Raw genomic sequence first — 24,603 nt, 5'->3', positions numbered from 1 at the left:
CAGGGGTTGAACGCGATTTCAGCAGATCAGACTTCTACTGCAACCTTGCCGATCGGGTTGGAGCAGCAGGCCAGAATATAGCCGTTTTCGACGTCTTCGTCGCTGATGCCGCCGTTGTGGACCATGTGGACCTCGCCCTCTGTCTTTTTGACCTTGCAGGTGCCGCAAACACCGAAAGTACAGCCGGATGGAATGTTGAGGCCAGCTGCCTTTGCGGCAGCGAGAACGGTGTCTGTCTGTGTACAGGTGTGGCTGACACCGGAATTTGTAAACTCGATGACCGCTTCCTTGTCATCTTCAAGGATAACGTCGTCTGTCTCGGGTGCGTCAGCTTCGTTTTCAACAGGAGCACCAAAGCTTTCCTGATTGTAGTTGTCCATGTTGAAGCCCATGGCGATGAGCATTTCGCGGACAGCCTGCATGAAGGGATCGGGACCGCAGCAGTAAACCTCGCGCTCCAGATAGTCCTGCGCAATAAAGCCCAGAACAATCTGGTTCAGCATGCCGCGGTAGCCGGACCAGGTTCTGAAGGGATCGTCTTCTTCCACAATGAAGTGAAGTTTGATGCCCGGAACGCGTGATGCCATGTGCTCCAGATCCGAACGGGCAATGATTTCCGAGGGACGCTTGGCGCAGTTCACAAAACAGATGTCCGGGTCCTGTCCGCGGTCGAAGAGATATTTGGTCATGGACAGGGAAGGCGTTACACCGGAGCCGGCGGAGATGAAGAGGTACTTGCCTGTCGGGCGGTTTGGAAGGGTGAAGATACCCGCAGGTCCCATGGCCTTGATCCTCATGCCCGGGCGGAGGTGATCCAGCATCCAGCGTGTGCCGATACTGTCCGGCTGTGCCTTGACGGTCACGGAAAGGGACAGGGGCCGGGACGGAGAGGAGGAGATGGTGTAGGTTCTGTAAACCGTTTCACCCGGTACGGGAAGTTCAAGCGTTACAAACTGGCCCGGCTGGTATTTGAACCAGGCCCCGGATGGCGCGCGAAAGGAAAAGGTCGCTGTGTTTGGTGCTTCGGGAACAACGGCGACACACTCAAGAAGTTCGTCATCCTTCCAGGATGGTGCCTCATCAAGAGTCTCAAAGTTTTCTTGCAAACCCATGCTCATCTCTCCGGATGTATATGTGATCAATAGTCTGGAAGCCGACGTACCTGCTTCTCATCTTCGTTTTCTGATTTGTGAAAGCCTTGTGAAATTCAGGATCGCTTGAAAGCGACTTGAATTGCCTGAAAAACGTTTGGGAAGATATTTCGCTTATTGCGCGAACGTTTTGAAAAGGGTGTTTGCCCCGCTTTTCCCGGTCCGATCAATTGTGACAAATTATGAAAAAAAAGTCTGGCGAAAGGAATTTTTGTTAATCTTTTTAACCTAGGATCAGCGCTGAAATTTGCGTAATGGCAGTAATATAGTTAGAAGATAGCGGATTCGTTCTTTGTTAGTGGGTTCAAAGGCGGGATTGGTATTTAAAAAATAAATTGTGTGCCTCAGCAGAAAACAGGCAAAAATCTGGAAGGCGCATGCGGGATTTAGCGGGATCGTGTCTGTTGATGCGATCATGGGGTGTCAGGCGTTGAGTGAAAAATCAGATAAGCTGCCAGCACAAATCACCTTCATGGACAAGCTGAAGGCTTGGTGGAACGGGTATGAAATCCACGTTAAAACCCGTTCTGTCGGTGCGAAGGACAAGAGTGACGAGAAACTGCCCGTCAGCGATGAAGAGCAGGAAAATGCCCGCATTCAGTTGCTGCAGGAACTGTGGGGGGAAGGCTATTCCTCCCCGGGAGAGCAGGAGTATATCCTCGAGTTGATCAAACCCTTCGGGCTGGACCCGGCGATGAATGTCGCAGATATCGGGGCCGGTCTTGGCGGCTCTTCCCGGCTGATGGCGGACAAGTTCGGAGTCTGGGTCAACGCGTTTGAGCGGGAAACTGCAATGGTTGAAAAGGGCATGGAGCTCTCGACCAAGGCAGGGCTGGCCAAAAAGGCTCCGATCAAGGGGTTTTCTCCGGAAAAGCAGGTTTTTGACGAACGCTCCTTCAACTGCATCTTTTCCAAGGAGATCCTCTATACCTACAAGGACAGGACGCGCCTGATTACCGACCTGTGCAAGGCCCTGAAGTCCGAGGGACAGTTTCTCTTTACCGATTTTGTTCTTCAGGAACCCAAAAATCCCAAGGACACGGAGAACGAACGGGCCGCGTTTGACTGGAACGAGAATGAATTCCATGACTGTGATCTCTGGAAGGTCGGGGACTATACCGAGACCATGACGGAGAACGGTCTGGATGTCAGGATTTCCGAGGACATCAGCCCGAAGTATATCGACATGGTTGAAGGGCGCTGGCGCGAGTTTACGCTTGGACTGCAGGGAAAGAAGATCCCGGACCATCTGGCCGATGCAATTGTGGTTGAAGCCGAAATGTGGACGGAGCGGGTTCGCCTGCTGAAGGAAGGGCGTATTCGTTTGTATCGTTTCCTGGGAATGCGTCCTTCGAATTCCAAGCTGATGTCTGACTGGTAGGATTTTCTTCGGAGAAATCAGAAAAAGACGCGGACTCGTGACTTTTTCCTTTTGTTGGCGGGGAAATTCGGCTATGACCCCCTCAGCTTTATCTGCAAGTCTCGGTGGTTGACAGTTGAAAGGGCTGACTTCTGGTCAGTGCTTCAGCATCCCGAACCGGACTAAACAATGCCGAGGGTAGGATTATGAAAGTTGTAAACTCTTTGAAGACAGCAAAGCTGCGCGACAAGAACTGTCGTGTGATCCGTCGTCGCGGCCGCGTCTATGTGATCAACAAAAAGAACCCACGTTTCAAGGCACGTCAGGGCTAAGCCTGATTGCTGAAGTGACTGGTTTTTGAAAAACGCTCTTTCCATCCGGAAAGGGCGTTTTTTACATTTCGCCCCTGCAGAGTCTTTTATTCCCTCGAAAGACAGGGTATGTATAATTGGTCTACTTTTCAGACCAATTGAAAATGTGTATGATGTTTCAGTGAAGATCCCGTCTGTAACAAGGGATCGCGAAACGACAAAAGTCAGAGAGGTTATAGCCATGGAGATGCCCAGGCCGGATCAGGCTGTGCTGGATCGCCGGGAGAAGATTGCAGCAGCAATGCGATCGATCCTGCCGGCTTCGTCTGTGGTGACGGAATTGCAGGAGTTGCAGGCCTTTGAATCTGACGGACTGACAGCTTACAGACAGCCGCCCCTGATGGCTGTCCTTCCCGAGACAACGCAGCAGGTTTCAGCAATCCTGAAATACTGTCATGACGAGGGGATCAAGGTTGTGCCGCGTGGTTCCGGTACATCGCTCTCGGGTGGAGCCCTTCCGCTGGAAGACGGCATTCTGCTTGCAATGGGCAAGTTCAACAGAATTCTGGACATTGATTATGAGGATCGCTGCGTGGTTGTCCAGCCGGGCGTCAGCAATCTGGGAATCACCAGGGCTGTGGAAGGGAACAACTTCTATTACGCGCCTGATCCCTCCAGTCAGATTATCTGTTCCATCGGTGGAAACGTGGCTGAAAATTCGGGGGGTGTTCACTGCCTGAAGTACGGATTGACGACAAACAATCTGCTGGGACTCGAGGTGGTGCTGATCGACGGTACGGTCCTGCGTCTTGGCGGGCGACATCTTGATTCAGGTGGCTATGACATCATGGGGCTTCTGACAGGGTCCGAGGGGCTGCTGGCTGTGGTGACAGAAGTGACGGTGCGCATTCTGCCCAAGCCTGAAACGGCCCGTGCCGTTCTCATGGGCTTTCCAAGCTCCGAGCAGGCCGGGGAATGTGTCGGGAGCATTATTGGAGCCGGTATCGTGCCGGGCGGTCTGGAAATGATGGACCGTCCTGCCATTCATGCGGCTGAAGATTTTGTCCACGCAGGCTATCCTCTGGATGTGGAGGCCTTGTTGATTGTGGAACTGGATGGCCCGGCGGGAGAGGTTGACCTCTTGATTGAAGAGGTTTCCAGACTCGCCGGGGAAAACGGTGCAACCTCCATTCGCGCCAGCAACAGTGAGGAAGAACGCCAGACCTTTTGGGCCGGTCGTAAATCGGCTTTCCCGGCTGTTGGGCGTCTGGCTCCGGATTACTACTGCATGGACGGGACGATTCCGCGCAAGAAACTGCCCGAAGTCCTGCGCCGGATGAAGGAGCTGTCGCAGCATTACGGGCTGGATGTGGCAAACGTCTTTCATGCGGGTGATGGCAATCTGCATCCCCTGATCCTTTTTGATGCCTCAAAGGAAGGGGACCTGCACAAGGCTGAGGAGTTCGGAGCCGATATTCTGCGCCTCTGTGTTGAAATGGGTGGTGTTCTGACAGGGGAACATGGTGTCGGCGTGGAAAAACGCGATCTGATGCCGGAGATGTTTTCCAAAACCGATCTGGAGCATCAGCAGCGTCTGAAATGTGCCTTTGATACGCAAGGACTGCTCAACCCCGGCAAGGTCTTTCCCCAGTTGCACCGCTGTGCGGAACTGGGGCGGATGCACATTCACAAGGGGCAGATGCCCTTCCCGGATATTCCGCGTTTCTGATCAGGCTGATCCTGTCGTAGCGTTTTTCCTTGTTTCAAGCTGGAAGTGATTGTCATGCCAGAATTCTTTAAACCTTCCAATGTCCAACAGGTTCAGGAGATCGTTCAGTGGGCTCTGTCCGGAGACGAGAAGCTGAACGTTGTCGGAAGTGGATCAAAAGCTCATCTGGACAACGTCTCGGCAGAGAGCAGAAATGACGAGCACAGGGTTGATATGACAGCTCTGTCGGGCATCACCCAGTATGATCCTGACGAGATGGTGCTCTGCGCGCGGGCCGGAACGCCCATGACAGAGATACTGGAGGCGGTGACAGCTGCGGGTCAGCAACTGGGATTTGAGCCGCTGGTGTCCGGACCTTTCCTCAAGGGCGACGGGGCTGTGCTGGGAACCCTTGCAGGGGTTGTCAGCAGCAACTTTGCCGGTCCTCGCAGGCTGACAGCCGGGTCTGTCCGGGATCACGTCCTCGGGTATGATGCTGTCTCGGGGCGTGGAGAAATCTACAAGGCCGGTGGGCGCGTGGTGAAAAATGTGACGGGCTATGACCTGATGAAGCTGGTCTGTGGATCCTATGGAACTGTGAGCCTTCTGACTGACATTGTCATCAAGACGCAGCCGGGTTTCAAGACAGAGCAGAGTCTTTTCATGGGGGCACAGACTCCTGAGGAGGCTGTTGAGCTGATGACACGTGCCCTGGGATCGGCCTTTGCGGTGTCTTCGGCCGCTGCTGTGCCTGCATCGGGGTTCAGGGGGGAACTGCCGCTTTCCGTGCCCTGGGTTGCTGTCGCGCGGCTTGAGGGGCATGAGGCGGCTGTGCGGGAGCGCACAGAACGTCTGTCCGGTCTGATCCTCTCCGGGGGGCAAAAGACTGAACTTCATGTGTCAGATGAGGCCCGTTCAAAGGCCTTTTGGGCGGCTGTTGGCCAGAGCGGTCTCGAGCTGGGACGCACGGACGGGCTGTGGAAGATTTCTGTCGCGCCTTCGAAAGGGGCAAGGCTGATGCGCAGTCTGCTGGTTGATCGTCCCGAGCTTGATTTTACGATGGACTGGGGCGGGGGGCTGATCTGGGTCAGGGTGCCTGAAACATATGATTTCGGAGACTGCGCTGCAGCTCTGAGGGAAGAGGTCGAGGACTTTGGCGGCCATGCGACCCTTTGGGTTCAGCCGGAGGACTATGATCACGAGACCCCGGTTTTTCATCCCCTGTCACCGGCTGAAGAGCTGCTCAGCAAGCGGATCAAGGCGAGTTTTGATCCTGAGTGCATTCTCAACACTGGTCGGATGTTTCATCATTTCAAGGCCTGAAGCACAAACAGCCCGCACAAGGGCGGGCTGTTTTTTATCGGGTGTGCCTGAAGGCGACTTATACGTCGTCATCAATGCTTTCATCGCTGGTGTTGATCCAGATGGTTTTGACCTCGGTGTACTGGTCGTGTGCCATCAGGGAGTTGTCGCGACCACCGAAGCCGGACTGCTTGTAGCCACCGAACGGCGTGGAAATGTCGCCTTCGCTGTAGCTGTTTACAGAAACCGTTCCCGCCTTGAGGGCGCGGGAGAAGCGGTGGGCCTTTTTCAGCGAGCCTGTGTAGAGGGAAGCCTGCAGGCCATAGCAGGTGTCATTGGCCAGTTCGAGGGCTTCGGCATCGGAACCAACTGTCATGACAGCCATCACAGGGCCAAAGATTTCTTCCTGTGCAATTGTCATGTCGCGTGTGACGTTGTCAACAATTGTGGGTTCGATGAACAGGCCCCCGTTCAGTTCGATTGCCTTGCCGCCATGGATGATCTTGCCGCCGTCCTTTTTGGCGATTTCGATGTAACCCATGATCTTGTCGAACTGTTCCTGTGAGACGATCGCGCCCAGTTGATTGCTCGGGTCGAGAGGATCGCCTGTCTTCCAGTTGCGGATCTGCTGATCAATGTGTTTCATCAACTCGTCCTTGACGTCCTTGTGAACGATCAGGCGGGAGTTCGCTGTACAGTTCTGCCCCATGTTCCAGACGGCAGAATAGACAACGTGGCGTGCGACATTGTTGAGGTCTTCTGCATCAGAGAGAACCACAGCAGGGTTCTTGCCACCGCATTCCAGAATGACTTTCTTCAGGTTGCTTTCTGCCGAGAACTTCAGGAAGAGGCGTCCGACTTCTGTGGAGCCCGTGAAGGAAAGGGCTTCGATGTTCGGGTGACGGCCCATGGGCTCGCCCACATCCGGCCCCATGCCGGTCAGAACATTGAGAACACCGGCAGGGATACCGGCTTCAACGCTGAGCTCTGCAATGCGCAGCAGGGTCATGTTGGTTTGCTCGGCAGGCTTGACGATGACAGAGTTGCCTGTTGCCAGGGCCGGGCCGAGTTTCCAGGCTGCCATCATCAGCGGATAGTTCCATGGCAGAACGCAGCCGACAACACCCAGGGGCTCGCGGACGATCATGCTGATGGCATCGTCATTGGTCGGGGACATCTGGTCATAGAGCTTGTCGGCGGCTTCGGCGTGCCACTTGATCGCATGGATTGTTTCCGGAACGTCGGTTTGCTGGCATTCGCTGATCGGCTTGCCGCTTTCAAGACTTTCCAGAACTGCCAGCTCGTGGCGGTGGCGCTGCATGAGCTTGCACCATTTGATGATGATGTCCTTGCGCTCGGAAGGTGCAAGATTGGACCAGACGCCATCGTCGAAGGCCTTTTGGGCGCGTTCGACAGCGTAGTCCACGTCGCTGGAATCGCAGGCAGCAATCTTGGCGAGAACCTCGCCCGTTGCCGGGTTGACTGTCTCGAAGGTCTTGCCGGATTTGGCTTTCTGGAATGTGCCGTCGATAAAGGCATTGGTCGGGAAAGTGATCTGGGCAGCAAGGGCGCGATAATCGTCGTGTGTCAAAAGATCAGACATGGCTTATTCCTTTTCTTCCAGAATAGCGTTAACGGAGATGCGCACATTGCGGATGATCTCATCCATCTCGCGCTTGAGTTCCTTTTTCAGGGGCAGCAGTGGCGGGCGAGGGCCTGCGCCGGACGGCAGACCCTGCAGCTGGGCACCGTACTTCACGCACTGAATGAATTTTCCGCCCTGCTCCAGAGTGTGCATCAGGGGCAGGAAAGCCTTCATCAGGCGACGCCCCTTGTCGAAGTTGCCTTCAACAGAGCAGACCTCGACCAGGCGACGGCATTCCTTCGGGAAGATGTTGCCCGCAGCAGATACCCAGGAGGTTGCACCCCAGGCCATGAATTCGAGAACCTGATCGTCAGCACCTGTGCAGAGTTCGATTTGCGGGAAGTGGCGCACGAACATGTGCAGGCGGTTGATGTCTCCGCTGGATTCCTTGATACCGCAGATATTGGAGCTTTGGGCGACGCGGCTGAGGAACTCCTCACCCATCATCACGCCCATGCGTCCCGGGTAGTTGTAAAGCATGATCGGCAGGTTTGCGATCTTGTCGACGCGCAGGACGTGGTTCGCAAGCTCTGCTTCTGTCGGGATGGAGTAGGGCGGGGCGCCGACCAGCATGGAATCTGCGCCGATGTCCCTGGCAGCCTGTGCCATCGTGTAGATTGTTGCCGCGCTCAGATCGTTCACACCGGCCATGAATTCGGCCTGACCCTTGATGCGGTCCTTGGCAAATTTCAGCTGTTCGATGCGCTCTTCAACTGTCAGAGCATAAACTTCGCCGGTGGTGCCACCGATAATGATGCCTTCGATACCGTGTTTGATCTGGTTATCGATAATTTCTGCATAAGCATCCCAGTCAATCGAGCCGTCCTCGTGGAACGGCGTGATCACGGGAGTGTAAATTCCCTTGAAGCGCATGTTTGTCTCCTCGCACTCAAAGCTGGACAGAGGTGTATTCAAGCTCTGGAAACCCGGTTTCAGGTCTCATGGATTCAGGCTGTCGACAGAGACTATATAAACATTGGCGACAGTCTGTATACAAGAATCTGGACGAAAGTGATATTTCTTGACTAAACTGCTTTTGATAGCGAAGAAGATCAGGCCATTCGTTCCTGCGTGAAAAGCAGACGACAGCTTTGAATTTCAGGACTGTGTAAACCCGAGAGGAGACTCCTATGACAGTGGCAAAGGCAGGAAGAGGCTTTGGAGCTGCCCGGGTTTATGATGTGTTGCGGCGCGAGATTCTGATTCTTGAACTCAAGCCGGGGCAGGCGCTGGATGAAACGAGCCTGTCCGAGCGCTTTGGTGTCTCCCGTTCACCTGTTCGCGAAGCCCTTGTTCGCTTGGTCAGTGACGGCCTCGTCCAGACGCTTCCGAACAAGGGGACCATTGTGTCCCTGATCCATCTGGAAGAGTTTCCCCAGTACATTGATGCGCTTGATCTGGTTCAGCGTGCTGCGGTCAGGCTGGCAAGCGGGTTGCGGACCGAGAAAAATCTGGTCGAGTTGCGCGAGACACAGGACATTTTCAGCAAGACCATCGAAGACAATGATATTCTTGGCATGATCGAGGCCAACCGCAATTTCCACGTCGCAATCGCCCGTGCTTCGCAGAACCCCTACGTCGAGGAAATGAACAGTCGTCTGCTGGACGAGGGACGGCGTGTGCTGCGTCTCTATTGTCAGTCCTATGATGATGTCCTGCAGCCCATGATGAATGATGCGCACGAGGATATCATCAAAGCCATCACCGACAGAGATGCCGATCGCGGCGAGGCGCTGGTGCGTGAGCATTGCCAGGGTATTCTGGATCGCTTCCTGAAGTACATGAGCCGCAGGGAGCTAAGCGGTCTTTCTACAGACATGATGAGTGCTGAAGCCTGAGCAGCTGGAATTGATGATTGCGGTCACGCTTCAGGACGGACCTGTTTTTGATGAAAAAGAGAGAGGTCTAAAAAATATACCTCTTGCTGCAAGGTGAGGCTGTCTGTATGCTTTTTGCCAAGAGATCGGCGATGAATCGATCTGTTTTGCGTCAAAAAGAGAGAAAACAGGGCCAATGCAAACCAATTTCAGTCTTGCCCAGTTGGCAGTGGACAGAAACAGGGAGGCGGAAAAGATCATCCGCAGCTGTGTACACTGCGGCTTTTGTCTGGCGACCTGCCCGACCTATACGTTGCTGGGGGATGAACGCGACAGTCCGCGGGGGAGAATCTATCAAACCAAGACACTGCTTGAGGAAGATCGCGCGGTGACTGAGGGCTTTGTGCAGCACATTGACCGTTGTCTGTCCTGTCTGTCCTGCATGACCACCTGTCCCTCCGGCGTGAACTACATGCACCTTGTTGATGAAGCCCGGACACATATTGAGGAGTCCGGTATTCGCCCCAGGCAGGAGCGCTGGCTCAGAAGCGGTTTGGCAACCCTGCTGACACGTCCGGGGCTGTTTCGAACGGCTCTGGTTCTCGGGAGTGTTTTTGCACCTCTGGCCAGACCGTTTGCCTCCGGGCGGTTCCGTGCGATGCTGGACCTCATGCCGGGGCAACTTTCTCCGAAAAGCTGGGCAAACGATGCGGGCACGCATCCTGCCCGATCTCCTGCCGAACCCGTGCGACAGGCGAAGGGGCGTGTTGTGTTGCTGAAGGGCTGTGCCCAGCAGGTTCTGGCACCGGAAACGAACGAGGCGACAATCCGTCTTCTGAACAGACTGGGCTACAGTGTCGAGATTGTTGCGGAGGAGACCTGTTGCGGTTCCCTTGAACTTCACATGGGGAAGGAAGAGGCTGCGAGAGAAAAGGCGAGACAGAATGTGCTGGCCTGGTCAGGAGAGCTGAAAAAAGGCGATCTGAAAGGCGTTATTGTCACAGCCTCGGGCTGCGGGACCACGGTCAAGGACTATGGGCATCTGCTCAGGAATGATTCATCGCTTTGTGTGATGGCAGAACAAATCTCGTCTCTTGCCAAGGACATAACAGAGTTTCTGGTCGGGGAAGAGGTGGCGCTTGCCGCGCTGTCTCAGAGGGCAAGAGAGAGTGCGTTTGATCCTCTCAGATCTTCACTGGGGCCTGTTGCCTGCCATCTGCCCTGTTCCATGCAGCACGGGCAGAAGATCACATGGCAGCCTCAAAAGCTGATGCGTGCTGTCGGGCTGGAGGTTCGCGAACCGGCGGAAGGGCATCTGTGTTGTGGTTCTGCTGGAACCTACAACATCATGCAACCCGAACTGGCAGGTAAACTTCGCGACAGAAAGGTTTCGGCGCTGGAAAACACGGGGGCTGTGGCTGTGATCAGCGGAAATGTCGGATGCATTGCGCAAATCGGTGGCGGGACGGAACGCCCGGTTCTCCACACAGTGGAGCTTCTGGACTGGATGACGGGCGGTCCGGCACCGGACTCCCTGTCGGCTCTGCGCGAGAGGTAAGTTCTCACAAAAAAGAGCGGCACCAGGCCGCTCTTTCTGTTTTGGAAGTGTCGGGATCTGCTGTCCTGAAGACAGTTGCTCCGGCACTCAGTTTCCAAAGAGATTGTTGATGGCTTCACCTGCGCCCTCTGCAGCATCGCCCAGGCCTTCACCCACAGCGCCTGCAGCTTCGCCGACATTCTCGCCAACGCCTTCGACGGCTCCCTGTGCTGCTCCTGCCGCATTGTTCAGGACCTCGCCGGCTCCACCGAGAAGCTCGGTGACGTTAACGGAACTGGCCACAGATGTGATGGAGCCTGTGATGGAGTCCAGAGCGGCCTTGGCTGCCTCGGCCGGTGTTGCGCCGCCTTCGTTTTCACCGATGTTTTTCAGGTGAATGTCAGGAAGCGGAATGTTGGCTGTGTTGTCTCCCAGAAAAGGCGCTGCAAGACGGATCGTTCCATCTGTCAGGTAAAAGTTTTCAATCACAACCTTGGGGCCCGCTTCTTCGGAGGAGGAGGCAGAACCGCTTTCCCCGGAAGAGGAGTCCGCGCCTGTGCCATAGCTCTCGGCGTTTTTGCCGATTGTCTCAATGTTGCTCAGGGACTGCGAGAGTTCATAGGTCACATCCGGGCTGGTGATGCGCACTTCCTTGATACGGATTACATCCGTGGCCAGGGACTGGATGTCCAGCTGAACCGTAATGTCGGAGAACCTGAAGGCCGTGTCGCTTTCAAAGCCATCCGGGTTGGTCATCCGGAAGCCGCCAATGCTTCCCAGTCCATCTGTCGGAGAGATGGAGACGTTGTCCAGGGTGACCTCTGTCTGTGTGACATCAGAGGCAACATCCTCAATGGCTGTCTTTACAATGGAGTCCAGCGAGGAATAGACAAAAACCAGAAGGGCGACGATCAGCAGACCTGCTGCTGCGAAAATGCCCAGTGCAATTTTCAGAACCTTGTTCATGGGGGCCTCTTGTTGTCTGGAAGGTAAAATTCCGGGGTGTTTTATAGAATATCACTATAATTTGATTGGTTGATCGCTCAAATAAAAAAATGAGAGAGGATTAACTTTTAAGGTCATGATTTTCAAAGGTTTGCAGGGGAAATCCTGACTGGGGGAGAAACAGGAATGAAGTTATCATTTTCGCTATATTGTTGAAAAAACAATAACTTTCAGGGAAGGAGCTGTGAAAGTTTTTTCTTTTGTCTGTTTTTTGCAAATTGCTTTTTTTTCTCGTTCGTTAACCATTTTGGACTGCCTTTCAAGTTGTAAAAGTAATTATTCGCATTGCGAATACAGTAAAGGCTCTTTTGTTTTTATTTTAACTTTGCTTTAGTTCAGTGTGTTAAGAAAATCCTGTGATAATTTTATGAAAAAAGTTTTGACGCGCCCTGTTATTGTCACGTATTTATTCTTATATGGTTTTTTGAAGATGCTGCGCTGTCTGTGCAAACCTGTTGTGATTGCCTGATCAGACACCATCTTCACAGTGCGCCCCGGTCTGTAACCTTTGAGAGAGACTAGATGAGAGTGTTCAGGAAAACAGCTGCAATTGCTGCGTACCGCCTCCGCGGTTTTGGCCGGAGGTACTGGTTCGGGCTGTCTGCACTGCTGATTGCCGGTATTGTCTCTTTGGGATCTGTTTCTCCCTATCCGTCATTTTACGCCACCCAGGAAGAGGCTGATGCCTTCGCCCGTCCTTTGTCTGTGAAGCGGCTGGTGTCGTCTTTTGGTGTCGAGGCTGAGCTGGCCAAGCGGATGCCGACCAGCGCCAATCTGCAGGAAGAACTGCAGTGCATGGCAGAAAACCTCTATTTTGAAGCGCGGGGCGAAAGTCTGTCCGGAATGCGTGCCGTTGGACATGTCGTGATGAACAGGGTGGCCAGCAAGCGTTTCCCCGACACGGTCTGTGGTGTTGTAAAGCAGGGCGGTACGCGTTTGCACCGTTGCCAGTTCTCCTGGTGGTGCGATGGTCAGAAGGACGTGATTGATGACAATCGTGCCTGGGAAGTGTCCCAGGACATGGCGCGTCTTGTTTTCTGGAATCTTTCCTCTGATCTGACGGAAGGTGCGCTGTGGTATCACGCGGATTATGTCAGCCCGAAGTGGAGAACCGCGTTTGAAGAAGGCCCAACCATTGGCCGGCATATTTTCTACAGAGAGCCGGGCAAGGACAGTGAGTCGACACGCGTTGCGAGTTTGCAAGAGTAGTTTTTGCACCTGTGGCGTTGTGATTCTCGCATGGCAGCCATGAAAAAGATGAAAAAAAATACCTCCCGAAAGTCCTGATTTTTTCAGGACTTTTTTACATTTTGCTGAATCAAAAAAGGCAAAAATGTGATCAAATCGTAAATTTTAGCTTTACGAACGACATGAATTGGCCTTTAAAGGTCATCAATAAAAACAAATCCATTGTCCCACCAAAACTTAAAATCACGAAACCTCCTGCTCTTTTCATTTCAGATGCAGGGGAACAATGAACATGTGGAGATAATTCAATGGAAGCCATTGAAAGTCTGATTAGTTCAATTAACGGGATCGTCTGGGGCGTTCCAATGTTGATTGCCATTCTCGGTATCGGTATCTATCTGCAAGCTGGCCTCGGCCTGCTTCCGATCCGCAAGATTGGCTACGGTTTTTCTCTTTTGCTCGGCGGTAGCAAGGACAAGGAAGAGTCCAGCGATGAGGGTGAAATCAGCCCGTTCAACGCTTTGATGACATCCCTGTCAGCGACAATCGGTACCGGTAACATTGCCGGTGTTGCAACTGCGGTTGTTATCGGTGGTCCGGGTGCTCTGTTCTGGATGTGGTGTACTGCGCTGGTTGGTATGGCCACCAAGTACGCCGAAGCTGTTCTGGCTGTAAAGTACCGTGAAGTTGATGAAAACGGTGACCACGTTGGTGGCCCGATGTACTACATCAAGAACGGTCTGGGTAAGGGCTTCTACTGGCTCGCTCCTGCCTTTGCGATCTTCGGTGCTGTTGCCGGTTTCGGTATCGGTAACACTGTTCAGGCGAACTCTGTTTCCAATGCTCTGGAATCCACATTCGGTGTTGATCCGGTTATCACCGGTATCGTTCTGCTGGTTCTGACTGCTGCTGTTGTTCTCGGCGGCATCAAGCGTATCGGTAGCGTTGCCGGTAAGCTGGTTCCAACCATGGCGATTGCCTATTTCGTATGCGGTATCATCGTTCTGCTGCTGAACGCTGACCAGATCCCTGCTGCGCTGGCTGATGTCTTCAAGTATGCCTTCACACCATACGCTGGTGCTGGTGGTATCGCTGGTGCGACTGTATGGCTTGCAATGACCAAGGGTGTTGCCCGTGGCGTCTTCTCCAACGAAGCCGGTCTGGGTTCTGCTCCGATTGCTCACGCTGCTGCGAAAACAAACGATCCTGTTCGTCAGGGTTTCATCGCGATGCTGGGTACTTTCATTGACACCATCATCATCTGTTCCATCACTGGTCTGGCAATTCTGACTTCCGGTGCATTCGGTTCTGTTGATGCAGATGGTAACGTCATCAACGGTGCGGCTCTGACTGCTGCGTCCTTCGGTGCGACCATTCCTTACGGTGGTGAAATCGTTTCCATCGTTCTGGCTGTCTTCGCCTTCACAACCATTCTGGGTTGGGCGTTCTACGGCGAGAAATGTGTCGAGTTCCTGCTGGGTGTCAAGGCGATCATGCCTTTCCGTATCCTATGGTGTCTGGCTGTTCCGCTCGGTGTTCTGGTGAACCTGGACTTCATCTGGCTGCTGGCTGATACACTGAATGCGATGATGGCTCTGCCGAACATTGTGGCTCTGGCTCTGCTGTCTCCGGTTGTCTTCAAGATGACCAAGGAGTACATGGCCAAGCTGAACGGCAAGGCTGAAGAAGCTGCCGAATAAGCCAAAGTGCTGATTTCGTGAAAAAGGGATGGTCCTGTGACCATCCCTTTTTTGTTCTCAGGCCCCTCAGGTCTTGTGATCAGGGAAAAAGGAAAGAGGCAGGGCTCCGGGGAGCGCCTGCCTCTTTCGGTTTGTTTCCTTGCCTGGAGTGTCAGGACTGTGTCTTGTCTGAGGGGGCTGCCTTGTCCCAGCGCGCTCTGGCGAGGTCGTCTTCTTCGCGTGCGTCGACCCAATTGCCCTGTCCCTGATCGTCTTCCTCAAGCTTCCAGAAGGGCGCGCGTGTTTTCAGCCAGTCCATCAGGTAGTGACAGCTTTCAAAAGCAGCTTCCCTGTGACGGCTTGTGGTGATGACCATGACAATCTGGTCGCCGGGTAACAGGCGGCCATAGCGGTGGATAATACGACAGCCACTCAGCGGCCAGCGTTCACAGGCCTTGTCGATCAGGGCGGAGAGCTGTTTTTCCGTCATGCCGGGATAGTGTTCCAGGGTCATGGCAGAAACATGGTCGGCATCAGGCCCGCTGATATCCCGGACAAGACCGACAAAATTGCAGACTGCCCCAACCTCGGTCCGTCCGGCCGTCAGGGCCTTGAGTTCTGCGCCGACATCAAAGTCCTCTTCCTGAACGGAGAGGCTCTTGAGAGGGGCTGTGAGAGACCCGGACATAGGCTATCCTCCGGTCACAGGAGGAAAGAGAGCCACCTCGTCACCATCATTCAGCGTGGCGTCGGGCTCTGCGAAGTCCTGATTGATGGCAACGCGAATGCGGTCGCGCTTTTCCAGAGCCTTGCTGTAGCCTTCACCCTGTCCGGAAAGCCAGTCCAGCAGGTCGGCAACCGTCTGGACACCCTCCGGTTTTCCATCCAGCTGGTCCATGCCTTTGCCGATTGTCGAACGCACCCAGGCAAAGTAGAGAATTTTCATAATCCGAGTTCCCTGAAAGAATAGAAGGTCACCAGATCGCCCGACTCAATGCCAAGGGCGTTTTCCGGTAACTCGATCAAACCGTCACTGAGGCAGACAGAGGACAATACACCGGCACCATCGCGTGGATACTTTACAAGCTCAACGGTGCCATCACTGTTCAGATGACAGCTGGCCCGCACCCATTCCCGTCTGTCTTTCTTCTTTTTGTGTTTGAAGCCTGCCTTCAGTTGCTGGCCCATGGGTTCTATATAGGTCTGATGGGACAGATGGCAAAGGAAAGGCCACACAACTCCCAGAAAAGTCACCACGACGGCAACCGGATTGCCGGGCATCCCGATGAACGGAGTGCTGCCGATCTGCCCGAAGGCGATCGGGCGTCCGGGTTTGATGGCCAGACGCCAGGCGTGAATGGAACCCAGAGCCCCGATGGCGTCCTTGACGTGGTCTTCCTCTCCGACTGACACGCCGCCGGAGGTCATGACAAGGTCATGTTCCCTGGCTGCATCGGCCAAAGCTGTTTTCATGGCTGCGCCGTCATCCGGAAGAATGCCCAGATCTGTGACTGTAATCCCGCGGCTTTTGAGGAAGCCCAGCAGAGTGTAACGGTTTGAGTCAAAGATGGCGCCCTCGGGCAGGGAGGCATCATCGGTCCGGGTGACAGGGTCATGCAGCTCGTTGCCTGTGGAGAAGAGCGCAATCTTCAGCGGAGTGTAAACCCGGAACTGCCCGTAGCCTGCGGATGACAAAAAACCCAGATCAACGCCTCTGAGGCGGTGACCTTTTTTCAGAAGGGTTTCCCCTTTCAGAATATCTTCGCCTGCGGCACGGGCATTGGAGCCCTTCTTCAGCCCCTTTGGCAGGACAACAATTGTGTCGTCCTGTTCAAGGCTGCAGTCTTCCTGCATGAACACAGTGTCAAAGCCGGGAGGAAGAATGGCACCTGTAAAGATGCGCAGGGCTGTCCCTGCCTCGTAATGCTCGGCCGGTCTGTCTCCGGCAGGCAGCCTGCCACCGATCTTCAGGCGGGTTTCGCTGTCTTCGGACAGATCGCCATAGGACACGGCATAACCGTCAACTGCCGAGTTCGGATGAGGCGGGACCGAAGCCGGGGCGATGATGTCCTCTGCCAGAACGCGGCCGAGTGCATCCGGAAGCCGGCAGGCCTCTGTTGCAACGAGGGCTTCCGTCCGGGAACGGAGCATCTCCAGAGCCTCGGGAACTGTCATCAGGGCGCCGCCGTGGGCGAAACAGTCATCTGAAAGCTGGGCCATCAGATTGATGTCCTTTCGTGTCCGTGTTGAAAGGCGGGATCAGTCCTTCAGCACAAGGCTGTCCAGACGTTCAACGATAAAGTCCGCAATTGCATCGGCATCGTCAAGATCGATCAGGGGCAGGGGGCAGTCTGCCAGAGCCTCGCAATCAGGGCTTTCCGTTGCAATGGCAATGATTGCAGGGTCTTCCCTGTACAGAAGCGGTTTGTCGACAGACGGGCGATAGATCTCGATTTTCGGGTGACTGTTGCGTTTGAAGCCCTCGACGAGGACAAGATCAACGGCAGACATCTTCGGAAGAAGATCTTTCAGCTCCGGCTCCTTTTCCTCGCGCAGTTCATGCATAAGCGCCCAGCGCTTGCCTGAAGAGATCAGAACCTCTGTTGCCCCTGATTCCCGGTGGCGATAGGAATCCTTGCCGGGCTGGTCGACATCAAAGTTGTGGTGGGCATGCTTGACCGTTGAAAGCGTGATATTACGCTTTCGCAGGGCGGGAATCAGGTCCACCAGCAAGGTGGTCTTCCCGCTGCCACTCCAGCCTGCGAAGCCGAGTACCTTGGTGTTTTTTGCAGTTGCATCAGTCATTGGGCTAGCCTTTGTGTAACGCTGTCTTGATCGGGCCTGATGTTTGAGCCTTGGTATAAGAAATAAGCCCCGGAAGAAGAGCTTCGCAACGTGCCAGATCAATTGCGTCAATCTGGCGCAGTTTTTTATTCGGTGTTGAAGAAGTCATAGATTTTTTGGGCGATGGCGGAGGAAATGCCCTCAACCGTTTCCAGGTCCTCCTTCGAGGCGCGGGAAACCCCGTCGGCAGAGCCGAAATGGTGCATCAGGGCCTTCTTGCGCTTGCTGCCAATACCGGGGATGGAATCCAGTGTGGATTTCAGACGTGCGTTGCTGCGCCCCTTGCGGTGGGTTTCAATGGCAAAGCGGTGGGCTTCATCACGCAGGCGCTGAATGAAATACAGCACCGGATCGCGTGGGGGAACGAGGAACGACGGACGTTCGGGCAGGAAAATACGCTCTCTGCCGGCATTCCGGTCCTGTCCCTTCGCAATGGCGACAATGGGGATATCTGTCAGACCCAGTTCCCTGAGCACCTCGACACCCACTCCGAGCTGCCCGGCTCCGCCATCCAGCATCAGAAGTGACGGCCACTGATCGGTTTTGCGCTTCGGGTCCTCTTTCAGGCTTCTCGACAGGCGGCGGGTGAGAACCTCGCGCATCATTGCATAGTCATCGCCGGCTTCAAAAGGCACAGCGTTGCCTTGTGCGTCATCCGTGTTTCGGGGGCTGTTCCTGTTGTCGCCCCTGATTTTGAATTTGCGATAGGCCTTTTTCATGAAGCCTTCCGGTCCGGCGACAATCATGCCGCCATAGGCTTCACTGCCCATGGTGTGGGAGTTGTCGTAGACTTCGACGCGTTCCAGCGGTGTGTCTTTGTCCAGCTCGAGCAGTTCCTGCAGGCCTTCGAGCAGACGTTTCTGGCTGGAGCTTTCCGCCAGTCTTCTGCTGAGGGCTTCGCGGGCATTCAGCAGGGCATTGTCCATCAGCTTCCTGCGTGCACCGCGCTTGGGACAGATCACCTCGATTTTCTGTCCGGCCTTTTGTCCCAGTGCTTCTGCGAGGACAGGCTGTTCCGGCAGGTCGTGACTGGTGAGAACCTGTTTGGGGATTGGCTTGTTGGCGTAGAACTGGGCGATAAAGGAGGTCAGAACCGTTTCGCTGTCCAGTGTCTTGTCGTGACTTGGAAAATAGGAGCGGTTCCCGTAGTTGCGTCCGGCCCTGAAGAAGAAAACCTGAATGCAGGACTGACCGGACTGTTCGTGCAGGGCAAAGATATCGCCGTTGTTCAGCTCGGCAACGTTGATGTCCTGTCTGGACTGGATGGAGCTCAGCGCGCGGATACGATCCCGGTAAATGGCGGCCTTTTCGTAGTCCATGGCTTCTGCAGCCTGTTGCATTTCGGCAGCCAGTTTCTGTTGAAAGTCGGTCGAGCTGCCGCTGAGAAACTCGGCAGCCTGCTGCACCAGCTCGTTGTAGGCGTTGATGTCCACACGCCCGACGCAGGGGGCCGAGCAGCGCTTGATCTGGTACATGAGGCAGGGGCGCGTGCGCTGTGCATAGATCGTGTCAGAACAGGAGCGTAACAGGAAGGCCTTTTCCAGTGCCGTGATGGTCTGGTTGACCGAGCGGGCATCCGCAAAAGGACCAAAGTACTGCCCCGGGCGCTTTTGTTGACCTCTGTGCTTTGTCACCATCGGGGCTTCGTGATCCCCGGTCAGAAGGATATAGGGAAAGGACTTGTCATCCCGCAGCAAGACGTTGTAGCGGGGTTTGAGGCGCTTGATGAGATTGCTTTCGAGAAGCAGGGCTTCTGCTTCGGTTTTCGTATGTACAATCTCCATGGTGCGGGTTTCGGACACCATGCGTTTCAGGCGATAGGGAAGCTGGTCCACCCGGGTATAGGACACGACCCTTTTGTTGAGGCTCTTGGCCTTGCCGACATAGAGGGCATCGCCGTCTGCATCCAGCATCCGGTAAACACCCGGAGTGGCGGGCAGGGTGCGGACAACATCGCGGATGATGGCCTGACCGCGCTGGAGGCGGCTCATGCCGTCCAGAATGTCATCATCCAGAGCTGTTTCCGGTTTTTCCGGCTCGTCGGTGCCCGAACCGGCAAGAGGGCTGTCCCGCCATTCAATGTCCTGTTCCGAGAGTTCGCTTAAGGGGTTTTCAGGGCTGTCCTGCTCATAGGACAGGTTGATGGTGCTGTCCTTGAGGAAACGGTCATCAGCGCTGTCAGGCTTTGCAAAGCTGTCCTCGCGAATGGGCATTGCGCTTCTTTTGCCACCCTGTGACGGGTCAGGGCGCTGCTTGCTGATGGCATTGGGATGTGAAGCACGGGGTTTGCGGGCCATGTTTCCGTTTGTTGTTTCCGGTTGTCCTGACGAGAGGCCGGGCAGGTCCGGACTGTTGGAAAATCACGGACGGGCCCAGGGTTGTTGTTGCCCGGATTGTTCAGCAGGAGCTGAATGTCACCGCAGCACTTTCCAAGAGAATAAAAGGGGGCGTGGTGTGATGCAACCGGGACTGTTCCCTTTTTGTTTTCAGGGCTCGAAAAAGAGCTGTTTTGGTGCTCTTTTTCGAGATTCTTCAAGGTTAACAAAAGATTAATTTGAACAGGCAGAATCTGTTGAAACGGTTATCCACGGTTTCTGTGGATAACTTTGTGGCTAACATGTGGGGATAACCGTACACCCTTAGGAGAATCTCGACTTGCCTCAAACTGCACAAAAAATGGGCAATGCAATTAAGTTATTGATTTTTAATAAAAAAATAAAGTCAATAAGATGACAGTAAAAAAAAATCTTCATTTCTGTCTTGACGGGGCATTCGGGAATCGGCTTGTGCACAAATGAATAAAATTGCACTTTTTAAAGGTGGCTTTTTCCGTGGATTCTGTGCCCGGATGTCGCCTCTTTACTGGCTGGACAGGTGGTTGAAGAATTTTTTTTGACGCCTCCCGGAATGGCCGGGGAACCCGTTGCGTCCGGCAGTCTTGTGGACAGTTTTCGCACAAAAGAAAACCTTCCCGAAGGAAGGTTTTGCTTCTGATTGAAAAGGGAGTGTTGCAAACCTAGTTGCGCTCGCGAACCATTTCAATTCCGATGCCGGCGACGTCCGGATAACGATCCAGCTTTTCAATCTTTACGGCGACCTTTTTGATGCGGTCATCAAAGAAGCAGGCCTCGACGACCTGATCAAAGAGCGTCTCAAGCAGGCGAACCCGGTTTTCCAGTACAGTCTGGCGGACCACTTTGGTCAGTGTGCCGTAATTGATGGTCTCATCAATTGCATCGTTCGGCGTTGCCTGCGGATCAAGCGTCAGGGTTACATTCAGGCGCAGGCGTTGCGGGCGTTCCCGTTCTTCGTCTGTCAGGCCGATGTGACAGGAAACCGTCATGTCCCGGATGTGGATCAGCTGTTCGGTCAGTGTTGTGTCTTTGAGGATACTCATGTCTGTTTGGGTCCTGTGTTCCCGAAAGGTTAAAGAGCCCGGCCCTGCAATCTGTAAAGGACTGGCAGCGAGAGCTGTATATCCTTTCACGATAACCGGAATGGCTGTCCCTAGACGAGGCCGAGCTGGTCGCGGAATTGATAACCGATGTAGAGGGCATAAAGCAAAAGAAACAGTCCGCCGCGTGAACGGCAGATTTTCCCGCCGCACAACATGACCGGAAGGACAAGAAGACTGCTGGCCAGCATGGCCCACATATCAAACTCGACGACGTCCTGTGCGACAGAGAAGGGACTGACGAGTGCCAATACACCCAGAATCAGCAGGAGATTAAAGATATTGGAGCCCAGTACATTGCCCAAAGCGACATCTGAGTGCCCGCGAAGCCCGGCGACAACGACAGTGGCAAGCTCCGGCAGGGATGTGCCAAGCGCAACCAGTGTCAGGCCGATGACGACCTCCGGAATACCGGCAGCCCGGGCGATAAAGAGAGCGCCGTCAATCAGGAAGTCGGAACCCAGAATCAATCCCAGAATACCGGCAACAATGAAAAAGGACGCAATCACCAGAGACTTTGGAGCGGCTTCCATTTCCTCGGAAGGTTCCTCTTCTGCGTCATCGCCCTGGTCTTTTGTTTCTTTCCAGTAGCTGTAGGCCAGATAGGCGACCAGGGCAGCAATCATGATCAGGCCCTGGAGGGGGCCTAGTTCACCGGTCAGGGCAAAGAGAATGAAAAGGGCTGTTGCCCCCAGCATGGCGATAGCGTCCTTGAAGGCCTCGCAGGGAAGGATCTTGATGGGGGCGATCAGGGCTCCAACGCCCAGAATGAGCAGAACGTTTGCGATGTTGGACCCGATCACGTTACCAACACCGACGTCTGCGGCATCCTGCAGTCCGGCAGTCACCGTCACCATCAGCTCCGGCATTGATGTTGCTGCAGCGACAATCGACAAACCGATCAGCATCGGCGAAAGCCCGAGATTCCTGGCGATACCAACCGCGCCGCGAAGCAGGACCTCACCGCCAACTGTCAGTGCGACCAGACCGCCGAAGACCATGAGGAATGCAATACCCAGAGTCATGAAAGGGTACTCCGGAGATCATGGAACGGGCCTGATAGGGGGGCTGGAAAAGGAAACGCAGATGCAAAAAAGGTCATATGAGATTTTTCGCTAAATTCACTGTTGGCTGTTCGCAACCGGATGAACAGGCTTTGACTTTAATGAAGAAGAACCATAGCAAATGATCTGCCATGGTTCTTCCTTTCTTTTTGTCAGAAAAGACTATTTTGCCTTTTCTGTGTGAAGTTTATTCCTCTTCCAGATCCAGGGAAGCGGAATTGATGCAGTAACGCAGACCTGTTGGCTGCGGGCCATCGTTGAAGACATGCCCCAGGTGCGCATCGCATTTGCTGCACAGCACCTCGGTGCGGCGCATACCGTGAGAGAGGTCTTCCTTTTCGGCGACATGGTCACTTTGCTTGGGAGCATAGAAAGAGGGCCAGCCGCTGCCGGAATCATATTTTGTCGAGGAGTGGAACAGCTCTGTCTTGCAGCAGGCACAACGATAGGTGCCCGGTGTTTTCGTCTCGTAATACCTGTTTGCAAAGGCGCGCTCTGTTCCACCGGCACGCGCAATGCTGAAGGTCTCCGAGTCCAGTTCTGCTTTCCATTCTGCTTCTGTTTTTTTGATTTTGTCTGTCATTGATATTTCCCCTGAGGCGTATGGAAAAGACAACACCGTGTCTCTCCGGAAGGCGTTTCGCCCAAAGATATGAGTGTTGTGGAAGAGGAAGTAAAGGGGGGAGGGCTGAAGTTCCTGTCGCTGACGGGAACTGTGGTGGTCGGACCACGCGTTGTGGCTCGGAAATCAGAGGCTGTCCTGACAGCAGACAGCGTCAGATATTCTGCTGCGGGAAAACCAGTGTAACATTAGAGCCCTGACCGCTTTTGCTCTCAATTCTGAGTTCGCCTCCGTGGGCCTGCATGATCTGGTTGACGATGTACAGTCCCAGTCCAACGCCTTCGCTGGCAGCCAGTCCGTTTTCACGAACTTGTGTAAAGGCTGTCTTGACGGATTCAATCTTGTTTTCCGGAATGCCGACACCTGTGTCCAGAACGTGCAGAAGAATCTGCTGGGGCGCCGTCTGTACCTCGATGGCAATCCGTCCATGATCCGGCGTGTATTTTGCGGCATTTTCAACCAGATTGATCAGGGCCTGACGAATGCGTTGTTCATCGGCTCTCAGAATGATGCCTTCAGGCGGCAGAACACAGGTGAAGCCCTGGTTTTTGGGTTTGCAGATGATTTCCAGTGTATCCTGAAGCTGGCTGAGGAAGCATCGCAGCTCGATCGGATCGCTGTTGATCTTGACCTTTCTGCTTTCCAGTGCAGAGGCATCCAGCAGATCATTGATGAGATGGAGCAGATCCCGCCCCCGTTCGTGAACGCTTTGCAGGATTTCACTCTGGCGTTCCTCCAGCTTTCCGTAGACACCGTAGAGCATGGCTTCCGAAAAGCCGATGATTGCGTTCAGCGGTGTGCGGAGTTCATGGCTGACAGAGGCCAGAAACTGGGTCTTGGCCAGATTGGCACTTTCTGCCCGTTCTAGAGCCGCCGCCAGATCGGCGGTTTTTTCCTCAACCCTGATTTCGAGTTCGTTGTTGATGCTGTGAAGACGGTTCAGGCTCTCGATGCGAACAGTGATGTCCTCTTCGGTGATGACAAACAGCGGGCCGGCTGTAATCGGGTCACGACCCTTTCTGATGCGCAGGGTGTGCCAGACGTTCTGGCCTGTGTGCGGATTGACAACACAGGCATCAAGATCAAGGCTGCTGCTGGTGTTCAGTTCTGTTTCCATTAGCTTGCCCTTGAAAACGAGGCCGTAGCGCCGTTCAAAATCGCTTTTCTCGTCGTTTCCGTTTCTCAGGGCTGTTCCAAGAGGGCCATAGAACTCTTCGGCCGCAGGGTTCTGGGTCAGCAGGGAGCCTTCCTTGTCGAAGGTGCTGATCATCAGGGAGCTGTAACGGGAGGCTTCCAACAGACGCTTTTCATCCTGCCCGCCCTGGTTCTCCTGCCTTCTCAGGTGAATGAGAACAGCCTTTTCCCGCTTTTCACCGACGACAAGCGGACTGAAGGTCAGGCGGAGTGCTACAGGTTCGTTGTTCGGATAGATCACCCAGCTGTCATCGACATGGCCCTGTCTTGAAGACGCTTCATAGGACAGTTTCAGACGTTGCCTGACTGTCGCACTGTCTTCGGAAAAGTCCTTTGCGATCAGCTCTTCGTAGGATGAAACCTTCCAGAACTCCATGGCAGCCGTATTGCCCCACCAGATACTGTGGCTTTCAAGATTAAAAACCCAGATAGCCTTGTCCAGCAGGTCGAAGGTTTTTAAATCTTCCGGTTTCGCTATGTATTGAGGGGAGGTCAGGGAGCCTTTTGTCATGGCTTGTTTTCTGTTTGGGGTAACAATCCTCGTTCTTTATACAAAAAGCAGACGTGTATAAAGCATTCTAATGGAAAGATTTGAAAAAAACATTACTCTTTGTGTGATTTTCCTTGGAGCAGCAGGGATTGTTATGCGGTTTTTCTCTTTAAAACCACCGTTTTAGTTTGATTTCTCTTGGCGAAGAATCCGGGAGGAACAGCAGGATGAG

21 protein-coding genes are annotated in these 24,603 nt (G+C 54.1%); 8 read left to right on the top strand and 13 right to left on the bottom strand.

Annotation, left to right across the window (positions count from 1 at the left end):
- Nucleotides 1–26: 26 nt before the first annotated feature.
- A complete protein-coding gene (locus AAAH10_RS07995) occupies nt 27–1,112 on the bottom strand; it encodes an FAD-binding oxidoreductase (protein ID WP_343562316.1) in 1,086 nt (361 codons plus the stop codon).
- A 436-nt stretch (nt 1,113–1,548) separates the two neighbouring features.
- Between AAAH10_RS07995 and AAAH10_RS07990 the strand changes: the two genes are divergently transcribed.
- The 4 genes from AAAH10_RS07990 (at nt 1,549) to AAAH10_RS07975 (ending at nt 5,853) form a co-directional block, all read left to right on the top strand.
- Nucleotides 1,549–2,532 carry a class I SAM-dependent methyltransferase gene (locus AAAH10_RS07990; RefSeq protein ID WP_343562314.1) on the top strand — a complete coding sequence of 328 codons (984 nt, stop codon included), beginning with the start codon at nt 1,549–1,551 and terminating at the stop codon, nt 2,530–2,532.
- 185 nt (nt 2,533–2,717) lie between these two features.
- Nucleotides 2,718–2,843 carry a type B 50S ribosomal protein L36 gene (ykgO, locus tag AAAH10_RS07985; protein WP_343562312.1) on the top strand — a complete coding sequence of 42 codons (126 nt, stop codon included), beginning with the start codon at nt 2,718–2,720 and terminating at the stop codon, nt 2,841–2,843.
- Between the two features lie 220 nt (nt 2,844–3,063).
- Nucleotides 3,064–4,551, top strand: coding sequence for an FAD-linked oxidase C-terminal domain-containing protein (locus tag AAAH10_RS07980; protein WP_343562310.1), 1,488 nt, complete (start codon nt 3,064–3,066; stop codon nt 4,549–4,551).
- A 54-nt stretch (nt 4,552–4,605) separates the two neighbouring features.
- Nucleotides 4,606–5,853, top strand: a complete 1,248-nt coding sequence (locus tag AAAH10_RS07975; protein ID WP_343562308.1) for an FAD-binding protein — start codon at nt 4,606–4,608, stop codon at nt 5,851–5,853.
- A gap of 58 nt (nt 5,854–5,911) precedes the next feature.
- On the opposite strand, the gene AAAH10_RS07970 is transcribed toward AAAH10_RS07975, so the two are convergent.
- Both AAAH10_RS07970 and AAAH10_RS07965 read right to left on the bottom strand, forming a co-directional pair.
- Complete coding sequence (locus tag AAAH10_RS07970; protein WP_343562306.1) at nt 5,912–7,435, bottom strand: aldehyde dehydrogenase; 1,524 nt, start codon at nt 7,433–7,435, stop codon at nt 5,912–5,914.
- Nucleotides 7,436–7,438: 3 nt separating this feature from the next.
- Nucleotides 7,439–8,350, bottom strand: coding sequence for a dihydrodipicolinate synthase family protein (locus tag AAAH10_RS07965; protein WP_343562305.1), 912 nt, complete (start codon nt 8,348–8,350; stop codon nt 7,439–7,441).
- Between the two features lie 257 nt (nt 8,351–8,607).
- On the opposite strand from AAAH10_RS07965, the gene AAAH10_RS07960 reads away from it, so the two are divergent.
- On the top strand, nt 8,608–9,315 hold the full coding sequence (locus tag AAAH10_RS07960; RefSeq protein ID WP_343562304.1) for a GntR family transcriptional regulator: 708 nt from the start codon (nt 8,608–8,610) through the stop codon (nt 9,313–9,315).
- A gap of 175 nt (nt 9,316–9,490) precedes the next feature.
- Entirely contained in the window at nt 9,491–10,852 is a 1,362-nt protein-coding gene (glcF, locus tag AAAH10_RS07955; protein WP_343562303.1) for a glycolate oxidase subunit GlcF, read from the top strand.
- An 87-nt stretch (nt 10,853–10,939) separates the two neighbouring features.
- Here glcF and AAAH10_RS07950 read toward each other — a convergent pair whose 3' ends face one another.
- Nucleotides 10,940–11,797 (bottom strand): DUF748 domain-containing protein, encoded by an 858-nt coding sequence (locus AAAH10_RS07950; protein ID WP_343562302.1) that lies wholly within the window; start codon nt 11,795–11,797, stop codon nt 10,940–10,942.
- A 561-nt stretch (nt 11,798–12,358) separates the two neighbouring features.
- On the opposite strand from AAAH10_RS07950, the gene AAAH10_RS07945 reads away from it, so the two are divergent.
- Both AAAH10_RS07945 and AAAH10_RS07940 read left to right on the top strand, forming a co-directional pair.
- Nucleotides 12,359–13,045, top strand: coding sequence for a cell wall hydrolase (locus AAAH10_RS07945; protein ID WP_343562300.1), 687 nt, complete (start codon nt 12,359–12,361; stop codon nt 13,043–13,045).
- 287 nt (nt 13,046–13,332) lie between these two features.
- The gene (locus tag AAAH10_RS07940; protein WP_343562298.1) at nt 13,333–14,724 is read left to right on the top strand and encodes an alanine/glycine:cation symporter family protein; all 1,392 of its coding nucleotides are present in this window, start codon (nt 13,333–13,335) and stop codon (nt 14,722–14,724) included.
- Nucleotides 14,725–14,875: 151 nt separating this feature from the next.
- Here AAAH10_RS07940 and AAAH10_RS07935 read toward each other — a convergent pair whose 3' ends face one another.
- The 9 genes from AAAH10_RS07935 to AAAH10_RS07895 all read right to left on the bottom strand — a co-directional run bounded on the left by AAAH10_RS07935 (nt 14,876) and on the right by AAAH10_RS07895 (nt 24,392).
- Nucleotides 14,876–15,391 (bottom strand): molybdenum cofactor biosynthesis protein MoaE, encoded by a 516-nt coding sequence (locus AAAH10_RS07935; RefSeq protein WP_343562296.1) that lies wholly within the window; start codon nt 15,389–15,391, stop codon nt 14,876–14,878.
- Nucleotides 15,392–15,394: 3 nt separating this feature from the next.
- Nucleotides 15,395–15,649: a molybdopterin converting factor subunit 1 gene (moaD, locus tag AAAH10_RS07930; RefSeq protein ID WP_343562294.1), complete on the bottom strand. Its 255-nt coding sequence runs from the start codon at nt 15,647–15,649 to the stop codon at nt 15,395–15,397.
- Nucleotides 15,646–16,923 (bottom strand): molybdopterin molybdotransferase MoeA, encoded by a 1,278-nt coding sequence (locus AAAH10_RS07925; protein WP_343562293.1) that lies wholly within the window; start codon nt 16,921–16,923, stop codon nt 15,646–15,648. The genes moaD and AAAH10_RS07925 overlap by 4 nt, the downstream gene beginning before the upstream one ends.
- Before the next feature lie 39 nt (nt 16,924–16,962).
- Complete coding sequence (gene mobB / locus AAAH10_RS07920) at nt 16,963–17,508, bottom strand: molybdopterin-guanine dinucleotide biosynthesis protein B (protein WP_343562291.1); 546 nt, start codon at nt 17,506–17,508, stop codon at nt 16,963–16,965.
- 125 nt (nt 17,509–17,633) lie between these two features.
- A complete protein-coding gene (gene uvrC / locus AAAH10_RS07915) occupies nt 17,634–19,538 on the bottom strand; it encodes an excinuclease ABC subunit UvrC (protein WP_343562490.1) in 1,905 nt (634 codons plus the stop codon).
- Between the two features lie 1,025 nt (nt 19,539–20,563).
- On the bottom strand, nt 20,564–20,944 hold the full coding sequence (folB, locus tag AAAH10_RS07910) for a dihydroneopterin aldolase (protein WP_343562289.1): 381 nt from the start codon (nt 20,942–20,944) through the stop codon (nt 20,564–20,566).
- 110 nt (nt 20,945–21,054) lie between these two features.
- Nucleotides 21,055–22,026 (bottom strand): calcium/sodium antiporter, encoded by a 972-nt coding sequence (locus AAAH10_RS07905; RefSeq protein ID WP_343562288.1) that lies wholly within the window; start codon nt 22,024–22,026, stop codon nt 21,055–21,057.
- 226 nt (nt 22,027–22,252) lie between these two features.
- Entirely contained in the window at nt 22,253–22,648 is a 396-nt protein-coding gene (gene msrB / locus AAAH10_RS07900) for a peptide-methionine (R)-S-oxide reductase MsrB (RefSeq protein WP_343562286.1), read from the bottom strand.
- 193 nt (nt 22,649–22,841) lie between these two features.
- A complete protein-coding gene (locus AAAH10_RS07895) occupies nt 22,842–24,392 on the bottom strand; it encodes a sensor histidine kinase (RefSeq protein ID WP_343562285.1) in 1,551 nt (516 codons plus the stop codon).
- Nucleotides 24,393–24,603: the final 211 nt, after the last annotated feature.

Origin of the sequence: Carbonatibacter coralli, assembly GCF_039592655.1 — a bacterium.
Lineage (GTDB): Bacteria > Pseudomonadota > Alphaproteobacteria > Kiloniellales > Kiloniellaceae > Carbonatibacter > Carbonatibacter coralli.
The sequence above is the reverse complement of the archived record's forward strand: the minus strand, read 5'-3'. Positions and strand labels throughout refer to the sequence as shown.

Bases quoted from the DNA above. Each gene is read 5' to 3' on its own strand.
- AAAH10_RS07995 (WP_343562316.1), bottom strand. From the start codon at position 1,112: ATGGGTTTGCAAGAAAACTTTGAGACTCTTGATGAGGCACCATCCTGG.
- ykgO (WP_343562312.1), top strand. From the start codon at position 2,718: ATGAAAGTTGTAAACTCTTTGAAGACAGCAAAGCTGCGCGACAAGAAC.
- AAAH10_RS07980 (WP_343562310.1), top strand. From the start codon at position 3,064: ATGGAGATGCCCAGGCCGGATCAGGCTGTGCTGGATCGCCGGGAGAAG.
- AAAH10_RS07975 (WP_343562308.1), top strand. From the start codon at position 4,606: ATGCCAGAATTCTTTAAACCTTCCAATGTCCAACAGGTTCAGGAGATC.
- AAAH10_RS07970 (WP_343562306.1), bottom strand. From the start codon at position 7,435: ATGTCTGATCTTTTGACACACGACGATTATCGCGCCCTTGCTGCCCAG.
- AAAH10_RS07965 (WP_343562305.1), bottom strand. From the start codon at position 8,350: ATGCGCTTCAAGGGAATTTACACTCCCGTGATCACGCCGTTCCACGAG.
- AAAH10_RS07960 (WP_343562304.1), top strand. From the start codon at position 8,608: ATGACAGTGGCAAAGGCAGGAAGAGGCTTTGGAGCTGCCCGGGTTTAT.
- glcF (WP_343562303.1), top strand. From the start codon at position 9,491: ATGCAAACCAATTTCAGTCTTGCCCAGTTGGCAGTGGACAGAAACAGG.
- AAAH10_RS07950 (WP_343562302.1), bottom strand. From the start codon at position 11,797: ATGAACAAGGTTCTGAAAATTGCACTGGGCATTTTCGCAGCAGCAGGT.
- AAAH10_RS07945 (WP_343562300.1), top strand. From the start codon at position 12,359: ATGAGAGTGTTCAGGAAAACAGCTGCAATTGCTGCGTACCGCCTCCGC.
- AAAH10_RS07940 (WP_343562298.1), top strand. From the start codon at position 13,333: ATGGAAGCCATTGAAAGTCTGATTAGTTCAATTAACGGGATCGTCTGG.
- AAAH10_RS07935 (WP_343562296.1), bottom strand. From the start codon at position 15,391: ATGTCCGGGTCTCTCACAGCCCCTCTCAAGAGCCTCTCCGTTCAGGAA.
- moaD (WP_343562294.1), bottom strand. From the start codon at position 15,649: ATGAAAATTCTCTACTTTGCCTGGGTGCGTTCGACAATCGGCAAAGGC.
- AAAH10_RS07925 (WP_343562293.1), bottom strand. From the start codon at position 16,923: ATGGCCCAGCTTTCAGATGACTGTTTCGCCCACGGCGGCGCCCTGATG.
- mobB (WP_343562291.1), bottom strand. From the start codon at position 17,508: ATGACTGATGCAACTGCAAAAAACACCAAGGTACTCGGCTTCGCAGGC.
- uvrC (WP_343562490.1), bottom strand. From the start codon at position 19,538: ATGAGCCGCCTCCAGCGCGGTCAGGCCATCATCCGCGATGTTGTCCGC.
- folB (WP_343562289.1), bottom strand. From the start codon at position 20,944: ATGAGTATCCTCAAAGACACAACACTGACCGAACAGCTGATCCACATC.
- AAAH10_RS07905 (WP_343562288.1), bottom strand. From the start codon at position 22,026: ATGACTCTGGGTATTGCATTCCTCATGGTCTTCGGCGGTCTGGTCGCA.
- msrB (WP_343562286.1), bottom strand. From the start codon at position 22,648: ATGACAGACAAAATCAAAAAAACAGAAGCAGAATGGAAAGCAGAACTG.
- AAAH10_RS07895 (WP_343562285.1), bottom strand. From the start codon at position 24,392: ATGACAAAAGGCTCCCTGACCTCCCCTCAATACATAGCGAAACCGGAA.